The sequence below is a fragment of the Roseburia porci genome (genome assembly GCF_009695765.1).
GTDB classification, from domain to species: Bacteria; Bacillota; Clostridia; order Lachnospirales; family Lachnospiraceae; genus Roseburia; species Roseburia porci.
Map to the genome: position 1 here is coordinate 104,675 of NZ_VUNI01000002.1, position 18,120 is coordinate 122,794.

Sequence of the window (18,120 nt, forward strand, 5' to 3'; positions counted from 1 at the left end):
AGTTATATCTGCATCATCTGCGACATGATGCAGGCTCCCGCGGCACCACAGTCCATGACTTCTGTGATCTGCGGTGTACCAAGGTGGATTCCGCCGATCGCATAGACCGGGATCGTGACATGGGAACAGACATCCTGCAGAAAGGAAAGTCCTCTCGGAGGAAGTCCTTTTTTGCAGTCGGTCGCATAAATATGTCCCGCCGTTATATAGGAAGCACCTAGTTTTTCTGCTTCGAGTGCATCGGAAAGAGAATGCACGGAAGTGCCGACACAGCGAAATTCGTCTGTGGCATCCGGGTGTTCACGAAGCACCGGAAGCGGAAGATGGATGGTGGAAGTATCCAGTCTTCGTGCTACGGACAAAAAATTATGAATAATGCAGGGAACTTCGTATTGTCTGCATAGATCCATTACCTGATCTGCCAGGAGAAGATATTCTTCTTCTGGCAGATCTTTTTCTCTTAAAATAAATGCTTTTGGGTGCTGTCTGCAGACGCGCGCAACCTGCTTTAGATAAGGTCTTTCACACAGATGGCGGTTGGAAACGGCGATGATGTGTGAGAGATCTGCTCCGGAACACAAATGCTCAGTTCCAGAGCAGAAACAGTCAGTTTCTGTTTTTTTAACATCATTATTATACATAAATATAATCACTCATGACAGGCTGGAGATCATGCTCGAGAAGTGCATTGTATACTTCGTCTACGCTTCTTCCGTCGGAGATCTCAAACTGGTCATCTCCTTTATCCTCAATATCGTCTACATGGCTTCCAATTCCTGTGCTTACGCCGGCGGAAATCTTGGTTGCTGCAATGCTTACAAGGTTATCGCGGACTCGGGCATTTTCACGTGTGGATACTGTGATGCTTGCAAATGGCATAAACAGACGGTAAGCGCAGACTACCTGAAGCAGCTGTCTTTCGTGTACATCTTTTGGATTAATCCGGTCGTTGTTGATGATCGGACGCAGACGTGGACAGGAAAATGCGATTTCAGCATGCGGATATTTCTTCTGGAGAAGGTATGCATGGTATCCGGTGGCAAACGCATCCTTGCGGAAGTCGTCGAGACCTAAAAGTGCGGCAAAGCCGACACCGCGCATACCGCCTTTCAATGCACGCTCCTGTGCATTGACACGGTATGGAAAAATACGCTTGTGTCCGGCAAGATGCAGTGTTTCATATTTGTCGGAATTATAGCTTTCCTGGAAAACGGTTACATAGTCGGCGCCACATTCATGCAGGTATGCATATTCATCGGAATTCATCGGATAAACTTCAAGACCAATGACTTTGAAGTATTTTCTTGCAATTTTACATGCCTCGCCGATGTATTCGACATCGGACATGCTGCGGCTTTCACCGGTCAGAATCAGAATCTCCTGAAGTCCGGTTTGGGCGATCGCTTCCATTTCACGGTCGATCTCATCTGCATTTAATCTGGCGCGGTTGATCTTATTGTGGCAGTTGAATCCACAATAGATACAATAGTTTTCGCAGTAATTGGAGATGTAGATCGGAGTGAACATATAAACGCTGTTTCCGAAATGTTTTCTGGTCTCAAGTTGTGCAGCCTGTGCAATCTCTTCCAGAAGTGGGAGTGCAGCAGGGGACAGGAGTGCTTTGAAATCCTCCGGAGTGCGATTGTCATGTGCGAGTGCAGCTCTTACATCTGCCTGTGTGTACTGATCATAATCGTATGCGTCCATTGCGGCGATGACCTGGTCCATGACATCGGATTCAAGAACCTCCATTCCCGGAAGGTATTTCATGTGATCGATCCGGTTTTTCTTCATATCCTCAAGGATCACTTCATTTACGATACTGTCATTAAAATGCTCGTCTTTTGCAGTCATTTCTCTTTTCCTTTCTGTGCGTGATTAGTCATGTAAAAATCCGGTGAGCGGTGAGGATGCGCTTGCACCTTTTGACAGCGTGCGTCCGAATCCGGCCAGATAAGCGCTTCTTCCGGCTTCAATTGCCTTTTTGAAGGCTTCTGCCATAACTTCAACATCACCAGCGGTAGCGACTGCTGTGTTTGCCATAACTGCGGAAGCACCCATTTCCATGGCTTCGCATGCCTGGGATGGACGGCCGATTCCGGCATCAACGATGATCGGAAGGTCAATCTCGTCGATCAGAATCTGAATAAATTCTTTGGTGCAGATTCCCTTGTTGGAGCCGATCGGTGCGCCGAGTGGCATGATGCTTGCAGCGCCTGCATTGACGAGTTCGCGGGCAACATTTAAATCCGGATACATGTAAGGCATAACAATAAAGCCTTCTTTTGCAAGAATCTCGGTTGCACGGATCGTTTCATAGTTGTCCGGAAGCAGATATTTGGAGTCATGCATGATTTCGACTTTAACAAAATCACCGCATCCGAGTTCGCGGGAAAGTCTGGCGATGCGGACAGCCTCATCGGCATTTCTTGCGCCGGATGTGTTTGGGAGTAATGTTACATTGTCTGGAATATAGTCTAAAATATTGGCAAGACCGCCTTCGTTTGCTCTGCGAAGAGCCAGGGTGATGATCTGTGCATCGGCTTTTTCAATGCATGCTTTTACGAGGTCCAGTGAAAATTTGCCGGATCCAAGAATAAAACGGGAGGTAAATTCGTGTCCTCCAAGAATCAGTTTATCGTTTGTGGTGCTCATAGTGATTTCCTCTTTTCTGATAATTTTTAATGATATGAGGGTCTGCCCCTCATTTCGCATTATGAAATGGTGTGTAATGCAGTGTTATGCGCCCGATCCGCCACCCATGAAGCTTAAAATCTCAAGAACGTCACCATCGTTTAAGATGGTCTTGCCATAGGCTTCTTTTGGCAGGATTTCTTCGTTAAGCTCCACCACCACATGCTGCAGTTTGTAGCTGCTCTGCTTCAGATATTCGAGAACAGACAAAGAAACAACATCCGGCGCATCTTTTCCGTTGATTCTGACCACGGTTCCTCCTTTCCGGATAGAAGAGAGCCTGGAACGGTATTTTGTCCCTTATTGATCTTGGTATCAAAAAAGAGTTCACGAAAAAATACACCCGCGGTGGTGCACCCCTTCATGAACTCTGTTCACTCTCGTTTATCCATATGAAATTATGATGTAAAATCGGTGTTTTGAAGTACCTGTTGACGCAATAAAAAGGGAGATGCCTTAACATCTCCCGTAAATTCATATTCTACGTTCCTACGTTGGCATTATCCAAATCAGGTATATGGGTCGAAGTTGATGACTTCCTCTCAGCCTACAAACATAAGCTCCCCTGTTCAATTTTACAAAAAGAAGTATACACTTTCTGGAAAGATTGTCAAGGGGTGGCTTGTTTTTCTAAAGTTTATGGCTTATCATAATGACATAGGTAGGATGAAACAAGGGGGATTTTTACGTATGAGAAAAAGGGAAATACCAGCTTTTTACCGGCAGCTCTTTGTACTTGTGCTGCCGATTGCAATTCAGAATCTGATCAGCGCTATGGTCAATTCGGTGGATGTACTGATGCTTGGTTATGTCAGCCAGTCGGCGATTGCAGCTGTTTCACTTGCAAACCAGGTGATGTTTATTCTGAATATTTTTATTACAGGACTTGGTTCTGGAATTGCGATGCTCGTATCCCAATACTGGGGCAAAAAGGATACGAGAACGATCGAACATATTCTTGGAATTGCACTGCGTTTTTCTGTGCCGATCTCCATGCTTTTCTGCGTGGCTGCAATTGTATTTCCGTCGCAGATCATGCATATTTTTACAAATGATACCAATTTGATCACGCTTGGAAGTGAGTATCTTCGTATTCTTGGTGTCAGTTATGTGCTTATGGGATTTTCGCAGATGTATCTGTGTATGATGAGAAGTATTGAACGTGTGAAATTTTCAACGATCACCAGCACATGTGCGGTGCTTGTGAATATTATATTAAATGCATGCTTTATCTTCGGGCTTTTCGGACTCCCGAAGCTTGGGCTGATCGGTGTTGCATTTGCGACAACAATTGCAAGAGCATTTGAGGTGATCGTCTGTGTCATTGATAACCAGAGGCAGAAAGAAGTGCATTTTCATATCGGCAGTCTTTTTTATTCGGAACCGCTTCTGTTCCAGGATTTCCTGAAATATTCACTTCCTGCGGTTGGAAATGAGTGCGTCTGGGGCGTGGCGTTTCTGCTGTACACCGTTATCATGGGACATCTGAATGAGGACATTGTTGCTGCCAACTCGGTGGTAACGGTTGTTCGTGATCTGTTTGCGGTCGTTGGATACGGAATCGCATATGGTGGTGCGATCATCCTCGGAAAGACGATCGGAGAAGGTGCAATGGACCGTGCCAGAAAAGACGCATCAAGACTGATCTGGATCACACTGATCAGCGGTGTCATAGGAGCAATTCTGCTTCTTCTTGTCCGCCCGGTTATTTTTGCAATGGTATCTTTATCGGATACAGCCAATGTATATCTGGAACAGATGCTTTTTATTTCCTGCTATTATCTGATCGGGCAGCTTATCAATACCTGCGTGATCTGTGGAGTTTTCCGTGCAGGCGGCGATTCGAGGTATGGACTGATCTGCGATATTATCTGCATGTGGGGCGTTATGGTGCCGGTAGGATTCCTGGCTGCCTTTGTGTGGAAGCTTTCACCAATGACGGTTTATTTTATCCTGTGTCTGGATGAATTTGTGAAGATGCCGTTCATATTTTATCATTATAAAAAGGGAACCTGGCTGCAGAATATTACAAGAGATTTTCCGGCTTCTGGAAGAGAGGGAAGCGTTTTTTAGCTTGAAGCTCCGCTATGTCGGGGATGAACTTGTGGAAGTGAAACTCGATGGGCAAACGGTTTCGTTTCTATAATTTATATATAACAAAAAAGACTATCGCATCAACGATAGTCTTTTATATAAGAGCGATAGACGGGGCTCGAACCCGCGGTCTCGACCTTGGCAAGGTCGCGCGTTACCAACTACGCCACTATCGCATGTGTACTGCGTTCTCAACAGTGCTTAGTTATAATAACAAAGGAATTGTATATTGTCAATATACTTTTTGAAAAAATTTGAAAATTCTATTTGCAGGAGGTTTCTATGAAAACAATCGACATGCATTGCGATACATTAATGTGCGAATTGATCGAGAACGGAAAGGCAGGAAGCGTCACCAGATGCCCAAAGCTTTCCGTGGATGTGGAGCGTCTGGTAAAAGCAGGTGCATGGGCACAGTTTTTTGCAATTTTTATGCTGCGGGAGCAGGACTATAAGGAAGCTCATGTTCCGGCAAAGGATTATGAAGATTACATTGACGGATGCGTGCAGATTTTTGAGCGGACACTCCGGGAGAATCCGGATACACTTGCGCGTGCGCGAAATGCCGGAGAGATCGAACAGAATTATAAAAATGGCAGGGTCAGTGCAGTGCTCACAATGGAGGACGGAGCAGCGGTATATGGAAAAATGGAAAATCTCAAGCGGTATTACGACCTCGGTGTACGGGCACTCAGCCTTACCTGGAACTATGAGAATTGTTTTGGATATCCCAATTCCAAAGATCGTCAGATCATGGAACAGGGATTGAAACCATTTGGAAAAGAAGCAGTTTCTTATATGCAGGAGCTGGGAATGCTTGTCGATGTCAGTCATTTGTCAGATGGGGGATTCTGGGATGTGATAAAGATTGTCAAAAAACCGGTTGTTGCAACACATTCCAATGCCAGAAGCGTCTGTGACCATCCAAGAAACATGACAGATGAAATGATCCGTGCATTGGGAGAAAATGGTGGTGTTATGGGAATCAACTTCTGTCCTGCTTTTTTGGAGGAAAAGGAAGACCCCGTAAGTTCGGTAGAACGTATGGTGGCAATGGCACGCCATGAAAGTAATGCAGGTGGCATGGACGTTGTCGCGCTTGGAACAGATTTTGATGGAATCGAGGGAACACTGGAGATCAGAAATCCACTGGAGATGGAACTTCTTGCAGACGGATTGAAAAAGGCTGGATTTACATCCAGCCAGATCGATGGAATTTTCTGGAAAAATGCGCTTCGTGTCTGTCACGAAAGCATGTAGGTTATTTATTCATTCCGAGTACGCGCCGGATTGCCTGCTGGATATTGGCGTCCTGGTCGCGGTACACATCAATGAGTTCTTTTTCGTCATCGGACAGTGCAATATCGGAAGCTTCCTGTCCCTGAAAGGCTCTTAAGATATCCTTGATCTGGTAGATCTCGCACAGAACAAGAAATTTATCGGAAGAAGGATGTGACTGATTGCTTTCCCATCCATAAATTGTTTTTTCAGAAACATTCATATGATAGTCGTTCTTAAAAATGACAGAGACATCGCTGACTGTCAGGGAACGTCGTTTACGATATTCTTTTAAAACCTGTCCAATTCTGTCATTTCGCATACTTTGTCTCTACTCCAATTACCCGATATAGTATCTTCTGTTTCCTATCTTATTATTCAGAAAAATGGTCGTCAACGAATTTTGGAGTACTAAGAAAATGCGAAAAAGTATTCTTAAAATTCAAGAAAAACTAAAGAAAAAAAGTTATCGTCCGATAAAAATAGTAACAAACTTCATCAGGAGGATGAAGAAAGGAGATGCTGTTATGCGTATAGATGCATATAATCAGATCGCGCAGATCTATGGAACACAGAATATATCAAGAACACAGAAAGTACAGGGAAGTCATTCCGTACGTGATGAGGTATCCATTTCACAGACTGGCCGTGACTATCAGATTGCAAAAAGTGCAGTATCAGAATCTTCAGATGTCAGGGAAGATAAAGTCGCACAGTTAAAGGCACAGGTCGACTCCGGAACATACCATGTTGAGCCAGGCGATTTTGCAAGCAAGCTGATTGAGAAGTATCAGGCAAATATGATGTGAAAGTAACAGGAAATGAGGATAACAGGTGGCAAGTTTAGTAGAAGAACTCGTAAGCGTATTAGAACAAGAACTTCATATTTATGAACAACTGGCAGAGTTAGGAGAGCAGAAGCGTCAGATACTCATCCAGTCGGATGTCCCTGCTTTGGAGAAACTTACAGTTCTTGAACAGGAAGCAAGCACAGAGCTTTTGGCTTTCAGTAACAAACAGACAGAGCTTCTGAATGATATTGCAACAGTGCTGGGAAAGAACCCACAGGAGGTCACAGTTACCAGACTGATCGGTTTTTTAGAGGAACAGCCAGGGGTGCAGCAGAAGCTCAGCGAGGCGAGAGATCATCTGATCGAGACGGCAGAACTTGTAAACCGTCAGAATGAGCTGAATGGGATCCTTATTCATCAGGCTATGGAATTATTGGAGTTTGACATTACCTTATTCAAGAGTATGCGGCAGGCACCAGAAACGGCAAATTACGACCGCAATGCCTACAATACAGGAATGCTTTTAGGCAATAGCGGATTTGATGCCAAACAGTAGAAACTTTAGGAGGAAAAAGGTATGGCAAACGGATTCGGAAGCTTATATGTTGGAACGTCCGGGCTACAGAGCGCGCAGAATGCGTTAAACGTTACGGCCAACAACCTGGCAAACGTAGATACAAAAGGATATGTGCGTCAGCAGGTACGTTTCGCAGATAAGAATTATTCCAATCTCAAGCTGGCAACACCGAAGACTGCGATGCAGCAGTCGGGACTTGGTGTCTCAATCGGAGATGTTGTGCATGCGAGAGATATTTTTTTGGATAAAGCATTCCGGACAGAGACCGGAAGATATGGATTTTACAGCACGATGTATGAGAATGTATCGAATGTAGAGGACATGTTCCAGGAATTGCATGGAGAAGAATTTAAAGAGAGCATCGATGATTTATGGTCGGCATTTCAGGAGCTGGCAAAAGACAGCATGAATTCGACCAATCAGAACCTGGTTGTACAGAAATCAGAACTTTTTATCAGCCGTTGCAATTCCCTGTACTCGGATTTAAAAAGCTATCAGAACAATCTGAACAATCAGATCTATGATGATATCCAGACGGTCAACGATATCGGAAAACAGATTTACCAGCTCAATAACGACATTATTAAGGTGGAATCGGGCGGACAGGAAACTGCAATGACACTCAGAGACCAAAGGGACGCTCTTTTGGATAAACTTGCCGGCTATGGCAATGTTACTGCGAGTGAAGACCAGTTTGGAGCAGTGACCGTAACCTTTGAAAATGTCGATTTTGTGGATGATAACCGCTGCTATGAGATCCAGATGAAAGCGGATAAAGAGACCGGCTTTTATACACCATACTGGGGACAGCTTTCAGATGTCGATTCCGGTGAATATGTGCCGGTATTTCGTATGGACCGGGATATTTCATCCGAATTTAATACCGATGTCGGTAAGATCAAAGGTCTTATGGTGTCCAGAGGAACAACCTATGGTAAATATTCGGATCTGGACGATGAGACGAGTTACAAAACAATCGAGAATAATACGGTTATGGAAGCGCAGGCACAGATCGATAAACTGTTCCACAGCATTGCAACGGGACTGAATGATATTTTCTGCCCGAATACAGAACTGCAGACAGCAATCACAACCACAGATGGACAGACTTATGCAGCGGGAACCAGGATCCTTGATGTAGACAACTGTACACTTGGTGAGGATAAACAGCTTCCACCACAGGAACTTTTTTCAAGAATCGGATGTGACCGTTATACGACCGTTACCGGAACAGATGGTAAAACATATTACATCTATAATGAGGAAGATATGTCAGATACTTCCAAACAGTATATGATCGGCAGTACAAAGATCAACCCTGAGATACAGGCACAGATTACCAAACTTCCGGTTTATACGCAGAATGGAGCGGTAGACTATGAGCTCGGAAAGAAGCTGACTGCACTCTGGGAAGCAAAGGATATGACGATTAATCCATACGACAATACACCTTGTACATTCCAGAATTATTACAATAAAGTTGTGGATATGCTTGGAACTGTCGGTAATGTATATTCTTCAGTAATGGATACGCTGTCGAACACGGTTGAGGCGGTGGACAATCAGCGCTCACAGGTAACTGGGGTAGCTTCGGATGAAGAACTGACACATATGGTAAAATTTCAGTCCGCATACAATGCAGCGAGCCGTTTCATTACGGTAATCAGTGAAATGACTGAACTGATTGTAACCGGATTAATATAATTGCAGCCAGACATTAGGATAAAATAAGGAGGAGCAATATGGCTTCCACTTTTTTCGGATTAAATATCGGATCATCTGCGCTTGGTTCTTTTCAGGCAGCAGTGAATACGACAGCGAATAATATCGCAAACTTAAAAACAACCGGATATTGCAGACAGACAGCCAATCTGCAGTCTACGGCAGCTCTTCGTGTGGCAGCACGCTACGGAAGTATGGGTACTGGAGTTCAGGTGGTCTCCATTAAACAGGAGAGAGATCTGTATTATGATTCCAAATACTGGGAAGCAAACTCCAGCAAAGGCCTGTATGAACAGAAGCTGTATTATCTGAATCAGATCGAAGATTATTTCAAGGATGATACCACACAGAAGGGATTTACGACCATTTTCAATAAAATGTTCAATGGACTGGATACCCTGAAGACCAAAGCGGGAGACGAAACAGTACGTAACCAGTTTATCAACCAGTCACAGCAGCTTTGTACGTACTTTAATGCGTTATCCACAAGCCTTACGGAAATGCAGGAAGATGTCAACGAAGAGATCAAGAGTACCACAGAGAATATCAATGCGATCGGACAAAAGATCGCAACGTTAAACCGTGAGATCAATAATATTGAGATCCGTGGTGCGTATGCCAACGAACTGAGAGATCAGCGAGCAAACCTTTTAGACGAACTCTCCAAGATTGTGGATGTCCAGACCGTAGAAACTGAGATTCAGAATAAGAATGGAGAAAATCTCGGAGGAACCAACTTTAAGGTACTTATTAATGATCAGACACTTGTGGATGGCGACGATTACCGTACAATTACCTATGTTGCACGTGATCAGGCAGTGAATAAGACCGATGCCAATGGCCTTTATGATCTTGTATGGGCAGATACAGGAATGAGCTTTGCACAGGCAAACAGCAATTCCAGCGGAAGCCTGAAAGCATTATTCGAGATCCGCGATGGTAATAACAACGACAACTTAAAAGGAACGGTTGCGGATACTTCCACAAACAACAAATTAGTATTAAAAAATACATCTGTTCAGAACCTGAATGCGCTCAATGTTCCGGAAAGCGGACAACTGACCTTAAATGGAAAGAAATACAGCTATAACGGATGGAGCGCAACACTTGATGCAGATGGTAAAATCACAGAAATGGAATTTAATCTGACCGCGGAGAGCGAACTGACCGATGACCAGCTTGCGAATGCGATCGGAAATACTGCATCTGATGGGGTAAGCTATGACAGCAAAGGAATTGTCTATTATCAGCAGCAGATGAATGAATTTTTGCGCAACTTTGCAGAAATGTTCAACAGCATTGAGAAAGACGGACAGACACTTGACGGTGAACCGATGGGGACGTTCTTCCAGGGTGAGACTACGACAGGCACACTTTATAATTTTAATGGTGCTTATGTGGACAGTGAAGGCAAATACGTATCGGCAACTACCAATGCGGATGGTTCTATCACCAAGAATCCTGTTACAAAAGTAACTTCGGATATGGACAGCTATTATAAACTCACCACGGCAAACATCCGTGTAAACAACAAATCGCTGACAGACCCGAAATATTTTGCCACAACGACAGATATTACAAAAGGAACTGATGCATACGATCTGGTGGAGAAGTTAAAATCCCTGCAGTCCGATGTAACAATGTTCCGCGGAGATAAGGCATCTTCTTTCCTGGAAACACTGCTTTCCGATGTGACCGTCGATGTTGATAAAACCAAAACATTTTACAATAATTATAATAATCTCGCTTCCTCTGTCGATACACACAGAACATCAATTTCCGGTGTAGATGAGGATGAGGAGGCTATGAACCTGATTAAATTCCAGAACGCATATAACCTTGCAGCCAAGACAATCTCTGTAATGGCTGAGATGTATGACAAGCTCATTAATGAGACTGGTGTTGTATAAAGGAGGAGCACATGAGAATCACAAATAATATGATCGTTGCGAACACCAAAAACAACGTCAATGCGAACAAAATCAATGTTGATAAATACAATACACAGATGACAACCCAGAAGAAGATCTCCAGAGCTTCCGAAGACCCGGTTGTAGCGATGCGTGCACTTCGTCTGGCAACGAATCTGACACACGTAGATCAGTATGTGGACAATAATATTCCGGATGCACTTTCATGGCTGGATGTCACAGAAACAGCACTTACAAATACGAAGTCCATTCTTACCGACATCCGTACCCAGTGCGTAAAGGGATCATCCGATACGCTGACCGCAGATGACCGTAAGACCATTTTGAATGCACTAACCCAGCTTTCAGATCAGATTTATACGGAAGGCAACGCTGATTATGCAGGAAGAACCGTATTTACAGGATACCGCACAAACTGCAAACTGACATTTGGAACCGATGAGACAACAACGGAATATGATATCAAACAGCAGTTTTCTTATAAAGATATTGAGGAAAAACGCTATTATTCCGGAAGCGTGGACGTTCCTGCAAAGCTGGATGCAACAGTTGGAGACTGTACAACAAAGATTTCGGAACAGGCGTATGACAGACTTCGCCTTGGTTACGATCAGGTTTCAAAGGATAATCTGAAAGTATCCTACACGGTAACAGATCAGTCTACCGGAGCAAAAACAACAACGGATATCACACCGACCGTTTATGAGAGTGAGGATGCGTGGGAAGCAGCATGCGGTGGCACAAAGACCGTAGGCGACGATGAGGTTGTATTTATCGCAAGTTCGGGAGAGTTGGTGCTTGGCAAAAATATCAGCGCGTCCCTGAAAACAGATCACGCAGATATTAATGTAGAATATCAGAAAACCGGATTTAACAAAGGCGATGTCAGACCGGAATATTTCTATGACTGCACAGATATCTCTGATCCGGCAAATCCGATCGAATATAAGCAGGACGAAGACGGAGACGGCGTTCGAGATCCGCAGCAGATCGAATATACGATCTCAACCGGAATCAATATACCGGTCAATACACTTGCGAGTGATGCGTTTGACCCGGCTGTTGCGCAGGATGTCAATGAACTGCTGAACTGCGTGAATGCAGCAATCAACGCGAATGACAAGGTTGATAAGATCAAAGAGATGATGAAGAAGGAAGAGTATTCCGACGCAGCATCCCAGGCTACGTTAAAGACCTATCTGGATGCGGCACAGAAGGAAGCGGATTATGCAGATGACAACCTCCAGAAGACATTTGGATCTGGTATCACCAGATTTGATGAGCATCTGAAACAGGTCAACAAGGCAATTACCAATGTGGGAAGTATTGAAGACCGTGTGAAACTGACACAGAACCGTGTCGAAAACCAGCAGGAGACATTAAAAGACCTGAAATCCAGCAATGAAGACAGAGACCTTTCGGATATCATCATCGATTTTTACGCTGCATACAATGCCTACCAGTCATCACTGACAGCAGCAAGCCAGGTGGGGTCAACCTCGCTGCTTGATTATCTTAGATAAATGCAGAACAGGACTGGATAGTTGGGGATTCAGATCCCTGGATGTCAGCGCATGATAAGAAAATATACCCTGTCGGAGACGGGAAAGGAGAATAGACCATGAGGGCAGATACAAGATTATTTGGAACAATTGATATTGCAGATGATAAATTGATCACGATGGAGAAGGGGATGATCGGATTCCCGGATCTTCAGCATTTTGCATTGATTTTTGATGAGGAGCGGGGACTGGAAAACAGTAATATTATGTGGCTTCAGTCCATGGACGAGCCGGTTGTGGCTTTCCCGGTTATGATGCCATCAAAGATAAAACCGGATTATAATCCGAAAGTCAGCGAAGAAATGATCACACCGCTTGGAGACCTTACTCCGGACAATACATTTCTTCTGGTAACTGTAACCGTTCCAAAAGAAATAGAACAGATGGCAGTCAATCTGAAGGCTCCGATCATTGTAAATACAGATAATGAGAAAGCGGTACAGCTGATCGTAGAAGACGATTATCCGGTAAAATACAAAATCTATGACCTTCTTAAGGCGGAAAAAGAAGGGAAGGTGGAGTAAAAGATGCTGGCACTTACCAGAAAAAAGGGTGAATCCCTTGTTATCAATAATAACGTTGAGATCACAGTGCTTGACATTCGTGGAGATCAGGTGAAGATCGGTATTTCAGCACCGAAAGATGTGCCGATCTATCGTAAGGAAGTATATTTACAGATCCAGAAGGAGAATGAGGCAGCATTAAATGTGGACAACGTGGCTGCTATTAACAATCTTTTGAAATAATGATTATGGGGTTTTACGGCTGAAAAATGTGGGGTATAATATATGGAGAGGGAACGGAAGTGTCTGAACTGATGAAACTGTTTATAGATGCAGATGCTTATGATTATCAGAGATTTCCGTGTACTTCATCTCGTAAAAATCAGTTTAAAAATTCGGAGGAAGGAGAGAGACGTATGTGTAAGGAATTGCAGGAATATCTGGAAGAAGGAAAAAGAGAAGCTGTGGAGAAGAATATAAGGGACACTGCGCGTGAGACCGCACGTGAATTGTTTAAAAACAATATTGCTTATCAGATTATAAAAAAATGCGCCTCTGCTTTAACGGATGAGGAACTTCGTGAAATTGAGAAGGAAGTAAAAGGCTAAAAACGATAGGATTTCTGGAAGAAAAGCTCTGCATTGGCAGGGCTTTTTCCAGAAGAAACTCTAAATTATTATGCAAAACGACCGATATAACATTTAGAGATTTTAGATATTGCAGATGAAGTATCACACGGAGGTGTTATAGAATGGCAATTGAAGCAATAAAAACGGGCGTAACGTATCAGGGAAGTACAGCCCAGACAGAAGATAAAAGCAGTGTTTCAAATACTGCCAATACAGCTGCGGTGACCGAGCAGACTGAACAAAATAGTGTAAACGGTAGTCAGGCAGCAGGAAAAGAATCTGTGGACAATGAAAAAAACGAACAGGAAGAGAAGCAGAAAGCAGCATCGAAACAGATTCGCAAGACAATTGATGAAATCAACCGAAAAGCAGTGAATTCCGAAGCAATTTTCGGTATTCACGATAAGACGAATCGTGTTATGATCAAGATCATTGACAAAGATACAAAGAAAGTAATCAAGGAATATCCACCGGAGAAGACACTTGACATGATCGCCAAGGTATGGGAGATGGCAGGTCTTATGGTGGATGAGAAGATGTAAATTCAGATGAAATGATATGTAGACATATCAGAATGGAGTGAATTATGGCAATCAGACTTACGGGATTAACATCCGGCTTGGATACCGAATCCATTATCTCGGCTTTGGTATCTTCATACAGCTATAAAACAAACAAATATAAGAAAGCACAGACCAAGCTTTCCTGGAAACAGGATGCATGGAAAGCACTCAACACAAAGGTATACAGTCTGTATACCAGTCTTGATTCCATGCGCTTTACCCAAAGCTACAATCTGAAATCAACCAGTGTGTCGGATGCAACAAAAGCAAAGGTCACTGCTTCCGGAACTGCGCCAAATGGTACACAGAAGCTTAATATTCTTAAGATCGCACAGGCTGGATATCTGACCGGAGGAAAGCTGGCAGGCAGCACAACAACAGGAACAACACTTGCGGAGCTTGGATATACCGGTGGTGATGGTAAAGTTGACCTGAAACTGGGAGATGGAACAACGAAAACGATCACAGTAAGTCAGGGAACAACGGTCAACGACTTTATCAAATCCTTAAAAGATGCGGGCGTCAGCGCCAACTATGATACGACAAATAACCGTATCTATGTCAGCTCCAAAGAGACAGGTGTAGACAATGATTTTACACTTACCGGAGCAAATGTGGATGGCGCCAATGCACTGACAGCTCTTGGCTTAAACGTGAATTCCTCGGCAACAGAAGCAACATATGAGTCCTATACACAGTACTATAATGCAGATGGAACACAGCTCAACCAGAACGTAAAAGATGCAATTACAGCATATCAGAATGCAAAAAGCGCATACGATAAGGCGAATGCACAGAACAGCAATATGTCATCAGCATATGGATATGCATCTGCATATTCTGCAATGCAGGATGCTCTTACAAAGACAGGGTTGACGGATACACAGAAGGATCAGCTTGTAAAACTTTTATCGATGTCAGATGCTGCACGCAACAATTCGATTATTGGTTCTGACGGCAATATTTATACAGCAGAGACCAGTGATGAAGATGGCAACACGATCTATTCCTATGATGATAATGGAACAAAGAAATACATAAAAGCCATCAACACATATACAGGAAGTGACAATCAAACTTATACATTGGATGCGGAAACCGGTGTTTATAAAGATGCAAATGGAAATGAATACAAGGCAACCGGAAAAAAAGATAAAGACGGTAATCCGATGTATGCAAATACAAAACAGGGACTTACCACTGAAATCAGCATTAAAACAACAACGAATTATTACGCATCGACTGCAAGTGAAGTGGACAGCGGATATGATCAGATTAAGGTTGGGGATGCTGTTTACAAACAGGATGATGATGGTAAAACATGGCTTGGTTCTGACGGTAAACTTTATGAACTTGCATCCGGTGCGAATAAGCTGTATGAGGTTACGAAAGATTCTGACGGCAATGTAACCAGAGTTGATGGTGGCAAAGAGATAAGCTTTGAAGATAGCGACAGAACGGATATTATGCAGACAAAATACTCCACTGGAGCTGAAATGAACAGTGTTAAGACAGCAGCAGATACCTTATCGGATATGAAGACCTCCATCAAGAAAAATGCTTCATTCAAAAAAGATGAAGATCTGAACGCCTTCATCAGTACATTGACCAGTAATATTACAGCTGTCAATAATTATGAATCTGCAACAGATACTGTACTGAAGGATGACGATACATATTCCAAAAAGAGCATTGTATCAGCGGTACATGATGCATATAAGACGAATGGTGCAACAGGCGTAACTTCATACGTGAATGGATTTGCAAATGTGATCAGCCAGAATAATACAAATATGACAGTAGATGATGAATCTACTGGAAGAACAAGTTATCAGACGGTTATGAAAAATAACCAGGTGCTGGCAGATATCGCAGCAATGAAAGATGGAACCGAGAAAGATAATGCAATTGCTGATTTTGTGCAGAAGGTACAGTCTGCACATGATATCAGCACAAGTACCACTTATAATAAAGATGCAGTGAAGATCGATGGAACAGATGCCAAAATCACATTAAATGGCATTGAGTATGAAGGCAGCAGCAATTCTTTTTCTATTAACGGCCTGAACATCGAAGCACAGGCAGTCACCGGAGACGGCGATGCGAATGCCATCTCGATCACGACCAAGACCGATACACAGGGAATGTACGATAAGATCAAGGAATTCCTGTCTCAGTACAACTCCATTATCAATGAGATCACCTCTCTTTATAACGCAGATTCCGCAAAAGGATATGAGCCTCTGACCGATGATGAAAAGAGCGCAATGTCCGATAAAGAGGTTGAGAAGTGGGAAGAAAAGATCAAATCTTCTCTGTTACGGCGCGATGATACGCTGGATGGTCTGATGAGTGCCATGACTAATGCTATGAGTAAGGGCTATGAGGTGGATGGCAAGAGTTACAGCCTGTCAAGCTTCGGAATCAGCACGTTAGGATATCTGAACGCACCGAAGAACCAGCAGTATGCTTATCATATTGATGGAGATGAGGATGATTCGGTAGTATCTGGAAATACAGACAAACTGATGACCGCTCTTACAAATGATCCGGATACGGTAGTGTCTTTTATGCAACAGCTAGCTACTGGTCTATACAATGCTGTTGGAGATAAAATGAAATCATCTTCTGTAAGCAGTATTTATACCGTGTATAATGATAAGGAAATGGCTTCCGAATACAGCGATTACACAAGTCTGATTAAGAAATGGGAAGAAAAATTATCAGACAAGGAAGACTACTATTACAAGAAATTCTCAAGTATGGAGTCGGCTTTGACGAAATTGAACAGCCAGTCTTCATCATTCAGCAGTTATTTCGGTTCATAAAAATAAACGCAGGGCATATCGGGAAAGATATGCCTTGTATAGGGTAAGGAGAATACTATGTTAGCAAATCAGGGTTACGCAGCATATGCAAACAACAAAATCATGACAGCTTCACCGGCAGAACTTACATTGATGCTCTATGATGGAGCAATTAAGTTCTGCAATATTGCAATATCTGCAATTGAAGAAGAAAATGTTCAGAAAGCACACACGAACATCATTAAAGTAGAGCGTATTATTGAAGAATTTCAGGCGACTCTGGATCATAAGTATCCGGTTGCAAAGGATTTTGACGAGGTGTATAACTATCTGATGATTCGTCTCAGGGAAGCAAACATGAAAAAGGATAAAGAGATTCTGGAGGAAGTTTTAAAGCATCTTCGTACCATGCGGGATACCTGGAAAGAAGTTATGCGTACGGCACATAGTAAATAGGAGAAGGCTTGTGGATAATACAGCAAAGACATATATACATATATTAGATCAGAGTCTTGATAAAAAGATCAGCGTTTTAAATCGTATTATTGACCAGGATCAGATTCAGATGCAGCAATTAGAAGATCCCAATCTTGATCCGGATGATTTCGACAAGACAGTTGAGACGAAGGCAAAACTGATTGAGGAACTGGAACTCCTGGACGATGGATTTGAACAGATATTCGCCAGAGTAAAGGAAGAAATCGGAGAACATAAAGAGGACTACAAGACGGAAATCCGCCAGATGCAGGAAAAGATTCGCCAGATTACCGCAAAAAGTATGGAGATTCAGGCTCAGGAAGCCAGAAATAAAAACCTGATGGAAAAGAAATTCAATTCGGTTCATAAACAGGTAAAAGAAATCCGTCAGAGTCAGAAAGTGGTGAACCAGTATTACCGCAATATGATGAAGAATGCATATGCGGATCCACAGTTTCTGGATAATAAGAAATAGAGAAAGAAAATAAAAAA

19 protein-coding genes, 1 tRNA gene and 1 riboswitch are annotated in these 18,120 nt (G+C 43.1%); of the genes, 14 read left to right on the forward strand and 6 right to left on the reverse strand.

Going from position 1 to position 18,120, the window contains the following annotated elements; all coding sequences use genetic code 11:
• Window positions 1–2: 2 nt before the first annotated feature.
• The 4 genes from FYJ75_RS01905 to thiS form a co-directional block, all read right to left on the reverse strand.
• A complete protein-coding gene (locus FYJ75_RS01905) occupies window positions 3–641 on the reverse strand; it encodes a thiamine phosphate synthase (protein ID WP_154428274.1) in 639 nt (212 codons plus the stop codon).
• Window positions 634–1,854, reverse strand: coding sequence for a 2-iminoacetate synthase ThiH (gene thiH, locus FYJ75_RS01910; RefSeq protein WP_154428276.1), 1,221 nt, complete (start codon window positions 1,852–1,854; stop codon window positions 634–636). Before thiH ends, FYJ75_RS01905 begins: the two co-directional genes overlap by 8 nt.
• Before the next feature lie 24 nt (window positions 1,855–1,878).
• Entirely contained in the window at window positions 1,879–2,655 is a 777-nt protein-coding gene (locus FYJ75_RS01915) for a thiazole synthase (protein WP_154428278.1), read from the reverse strand.
• Window positions 2,656–2,739: 84 nt separating this feature from the next.
• Window positions 2,740–2,946: a sulfur carrier protein ThiS gene (thiS, locus tag FYJ75_RS01920; RefSeq protein ID WP_328596822.1), complete on the reverse strand. Its 207-nt coding sequence runs from the start codon at window positions 2,944–2,946 to the stop codon at window positions 2,740–2,742.
• 216 nt (window positions 2,947–3,162) lie between these two features.
• Window positions 3,163–3,271, reverse strand: a riboswitch (TPP riboswitch).
• Between the two features lie 113 nt (window positions 3,272–3,384).
• On the opposite strand from thiS, the gene FYJ75_RS01925 reads away from it, so the two are divergent.
• Window positions 3,385–4,767, forward strand: a complete 1,383-nt coding sequence (locus tag FYJ75_RS01925; RefSeq protein ID WP_154428280.1) for an MATE family efflux transporter — start codon at window positions 3,385–3,387, stop codon at window positions 4,765–4,767.
• Between the two features lie 124 nt (window positions 4,768–4,891).
• Here FYJ75_RS01925 and FYJ75_RS01930 read toward each other — a convergent pair.
• A tRNA-Gly gene (locus tag FYJ75_RS01930) sits at window positions 4,892–4,964 on the reverse strand.
• A gap of 106 nt (window positions 4,965–5,070) precedes the next feature.
• Between FYJ75_RS01930 and FYJ75_RS01935 the strand changes: the two genes are divergently transcribed.
• Entirely contained in the window at window positions 5,071–6,048 is a 978-nt protein-coding gene (locus FYJ75_RS01935) for a dipeptidase (RefSeq protein ID WP_154428282.1), read from the forward strand.
• A gap of 1 nt (window position 6,049) precedes the next feature.
• On the opposite strand, the gene FYJ75_RS01940 is transcribed toward FYJ75_RS01935, so the two are convergent.
• A complete protein-coding gene (locus tag FYJ75_RS01940; RefSeq protein WP_154428284.1) occupies window positions 6,050–6,388 on the reverse strand; it encodes an XRE family transcriptional regulator in 339 nt (112 codons plus the stop codon).
• A 184-nt stretch (window positions 6,389–6,572) separates the two neighbouring features.
• Here FYJ75_RS01940 and flgM point away from each other — a divergent pair, with 184 nt between their 5' ends.
• The 12 genes from flgM to FYJ75_RS02000 all read left to right on the forward strand — a co-directional run bounded on the left by flgM (window position 6,573) and on the right by FYJ75_RS02000 (window position 18,103).
• Entirely contained in the window at window positions 6,573–6,875 is a 303-nt protein-coding gene (flgM, locus tag FYJ75_RS01945; RefSeq protein WP_331467420.1) for a flagellar biosynthesis anti-sigma factor FlgM, read from the forward strand.
• A gap of 25 nt (window positions 6,876–6,900) precedes the next feature.
• Window positions 6,901–7,413, forward strand: a complete 513-nt coding sequence (locus FYJ75_RS01950) for a flagellar protein FlgN (RefSeq protein ID WP_328596823.1) — start codon at window positions 6,901–6,903, stop codon at window positions 7,411–7,413.
• A gap of 21 nt (window positions 7,414–7,434) precedes the next feature.
• A complete protein-coding gene (gene flgK / locus FYJ75_RS01955; protein ID WP_154428298.1) occupies window positions 7,435–9,138 on the forward strand; it encodes a flagellar hook-associated protein FlgK in 1,704 nt (567 codons plus the stop codon).
• A gap of 38 nt (window positions 9,139–9,176) precedes the next feature.
• Window positions 9,177–11,066 (forward strand): flagellar hook-associated protein FlgK, encoded by a 1,890-nt coding sequence (gene flgK / locus FYJ75_RS01960; protein WP_154428300.1) that lies wholly within the window; start codon window positions 9,177–9,179, stop codon window positions 11,064–11,066.
• 11 nt (window positions 11,067–11,077) lie between these two features.
• Entirely contained in the window at window positions 11,078–12,610 is a 1,533-nt protein-coding gene (locus tag FYJ75_RS01965) for a flagellin N-terminal helical domain-containing protein (RefSeq protein ID WP_154428302.1), read from the forward strand.
• A 98-nt stretch (window positions 12,611–12,708) separates the two neighbouring features.
• A complete protein-coding gene (gene fliW / locus FYJ75_RS01970) occupies window positions 12,709–13,173 on the forward strand; it encodes a flagellar assembly protein FliW (RefSeq protein ID WP_154428304.1) in 465 nt (154 codons plus the stop codon).
• Window positions 13,174–13,176: 3 nt separating this feature from the next.
• Window positions 13,177–13,395, forward strand: a complete 219-nt coding sequence (gene csrA / locus FYJ75_RS01975) for a carbon storage regulator CsrA (protein ID WP_154428306.1) — start codon at window positions 13,177–13,179, stop codon at window positions 13,393–13,395.
• Between the two features lie 59 nt (window positions 13,396–13,454).
• Entirely contained in the window at window positions 13,455–13,760 is a 306-nt protein-coding gene (locus tag FYJ75_RS01980; protein ID WP_154428308.1) for a hypothetical protein, read from the forward strand.
• Window positions 13,761–13,903: 143 nt separating this feature from the next.
• Window positions 13,904–14,323: a flagellar protein FlaG gene (locus FYJ75_RS01985; protein ID WP_154428310.1), complete on the forward strand. Its 420-nt coding sequence runs from the start codon at window positions 13,904–13,906 to the stop codon at window positions 14,321–14,323.
• A 44-nt stretch (window positions 14,324–14,367) separates the two neighbouring features.
• Window positions 14,368–17,172 carry a flagellar filament capping protein FliD gene (gene fliD / locus FYJ75_RS01990; protein ID WP_154428312.1) on the forward strand — a complete coding sequence of 935 codons (2,805 nt, stop codon included), beginning with the start codon at window positions 14,368–14,370 and terminating at the stop codon, window positions 17,170–17,172.
• A 57-nt stretch (window positions 17,173–17,229) separates the two neighbouring features.
• On the forward strand, window positions 17,230–17,607 hold the full coding sequence (gene fliS, locus FYJ75_RS01995; protein ID WP_154428314.1) for a flagellar export chaperone FliS: 378 nt from the start codon (window positions 17,230–17,232) through the stop codon (window positions 17,605–17,607).
• A 10-nt stretch (window positions 17,608–17,617) separates the two neighbouring features.
• Complete coding sequence (locus FYJ75_RS02000) at window positions 17,618–18,103, forward strand: flagellar protein FliT (protein WP_328596824.1); 486 nt, start codon at window positions 17,618–17,620, stop codon at window positions 18,101–18,103.
• Window positions 18,104–18,120 lie beyond the last annotated feature (17 nt).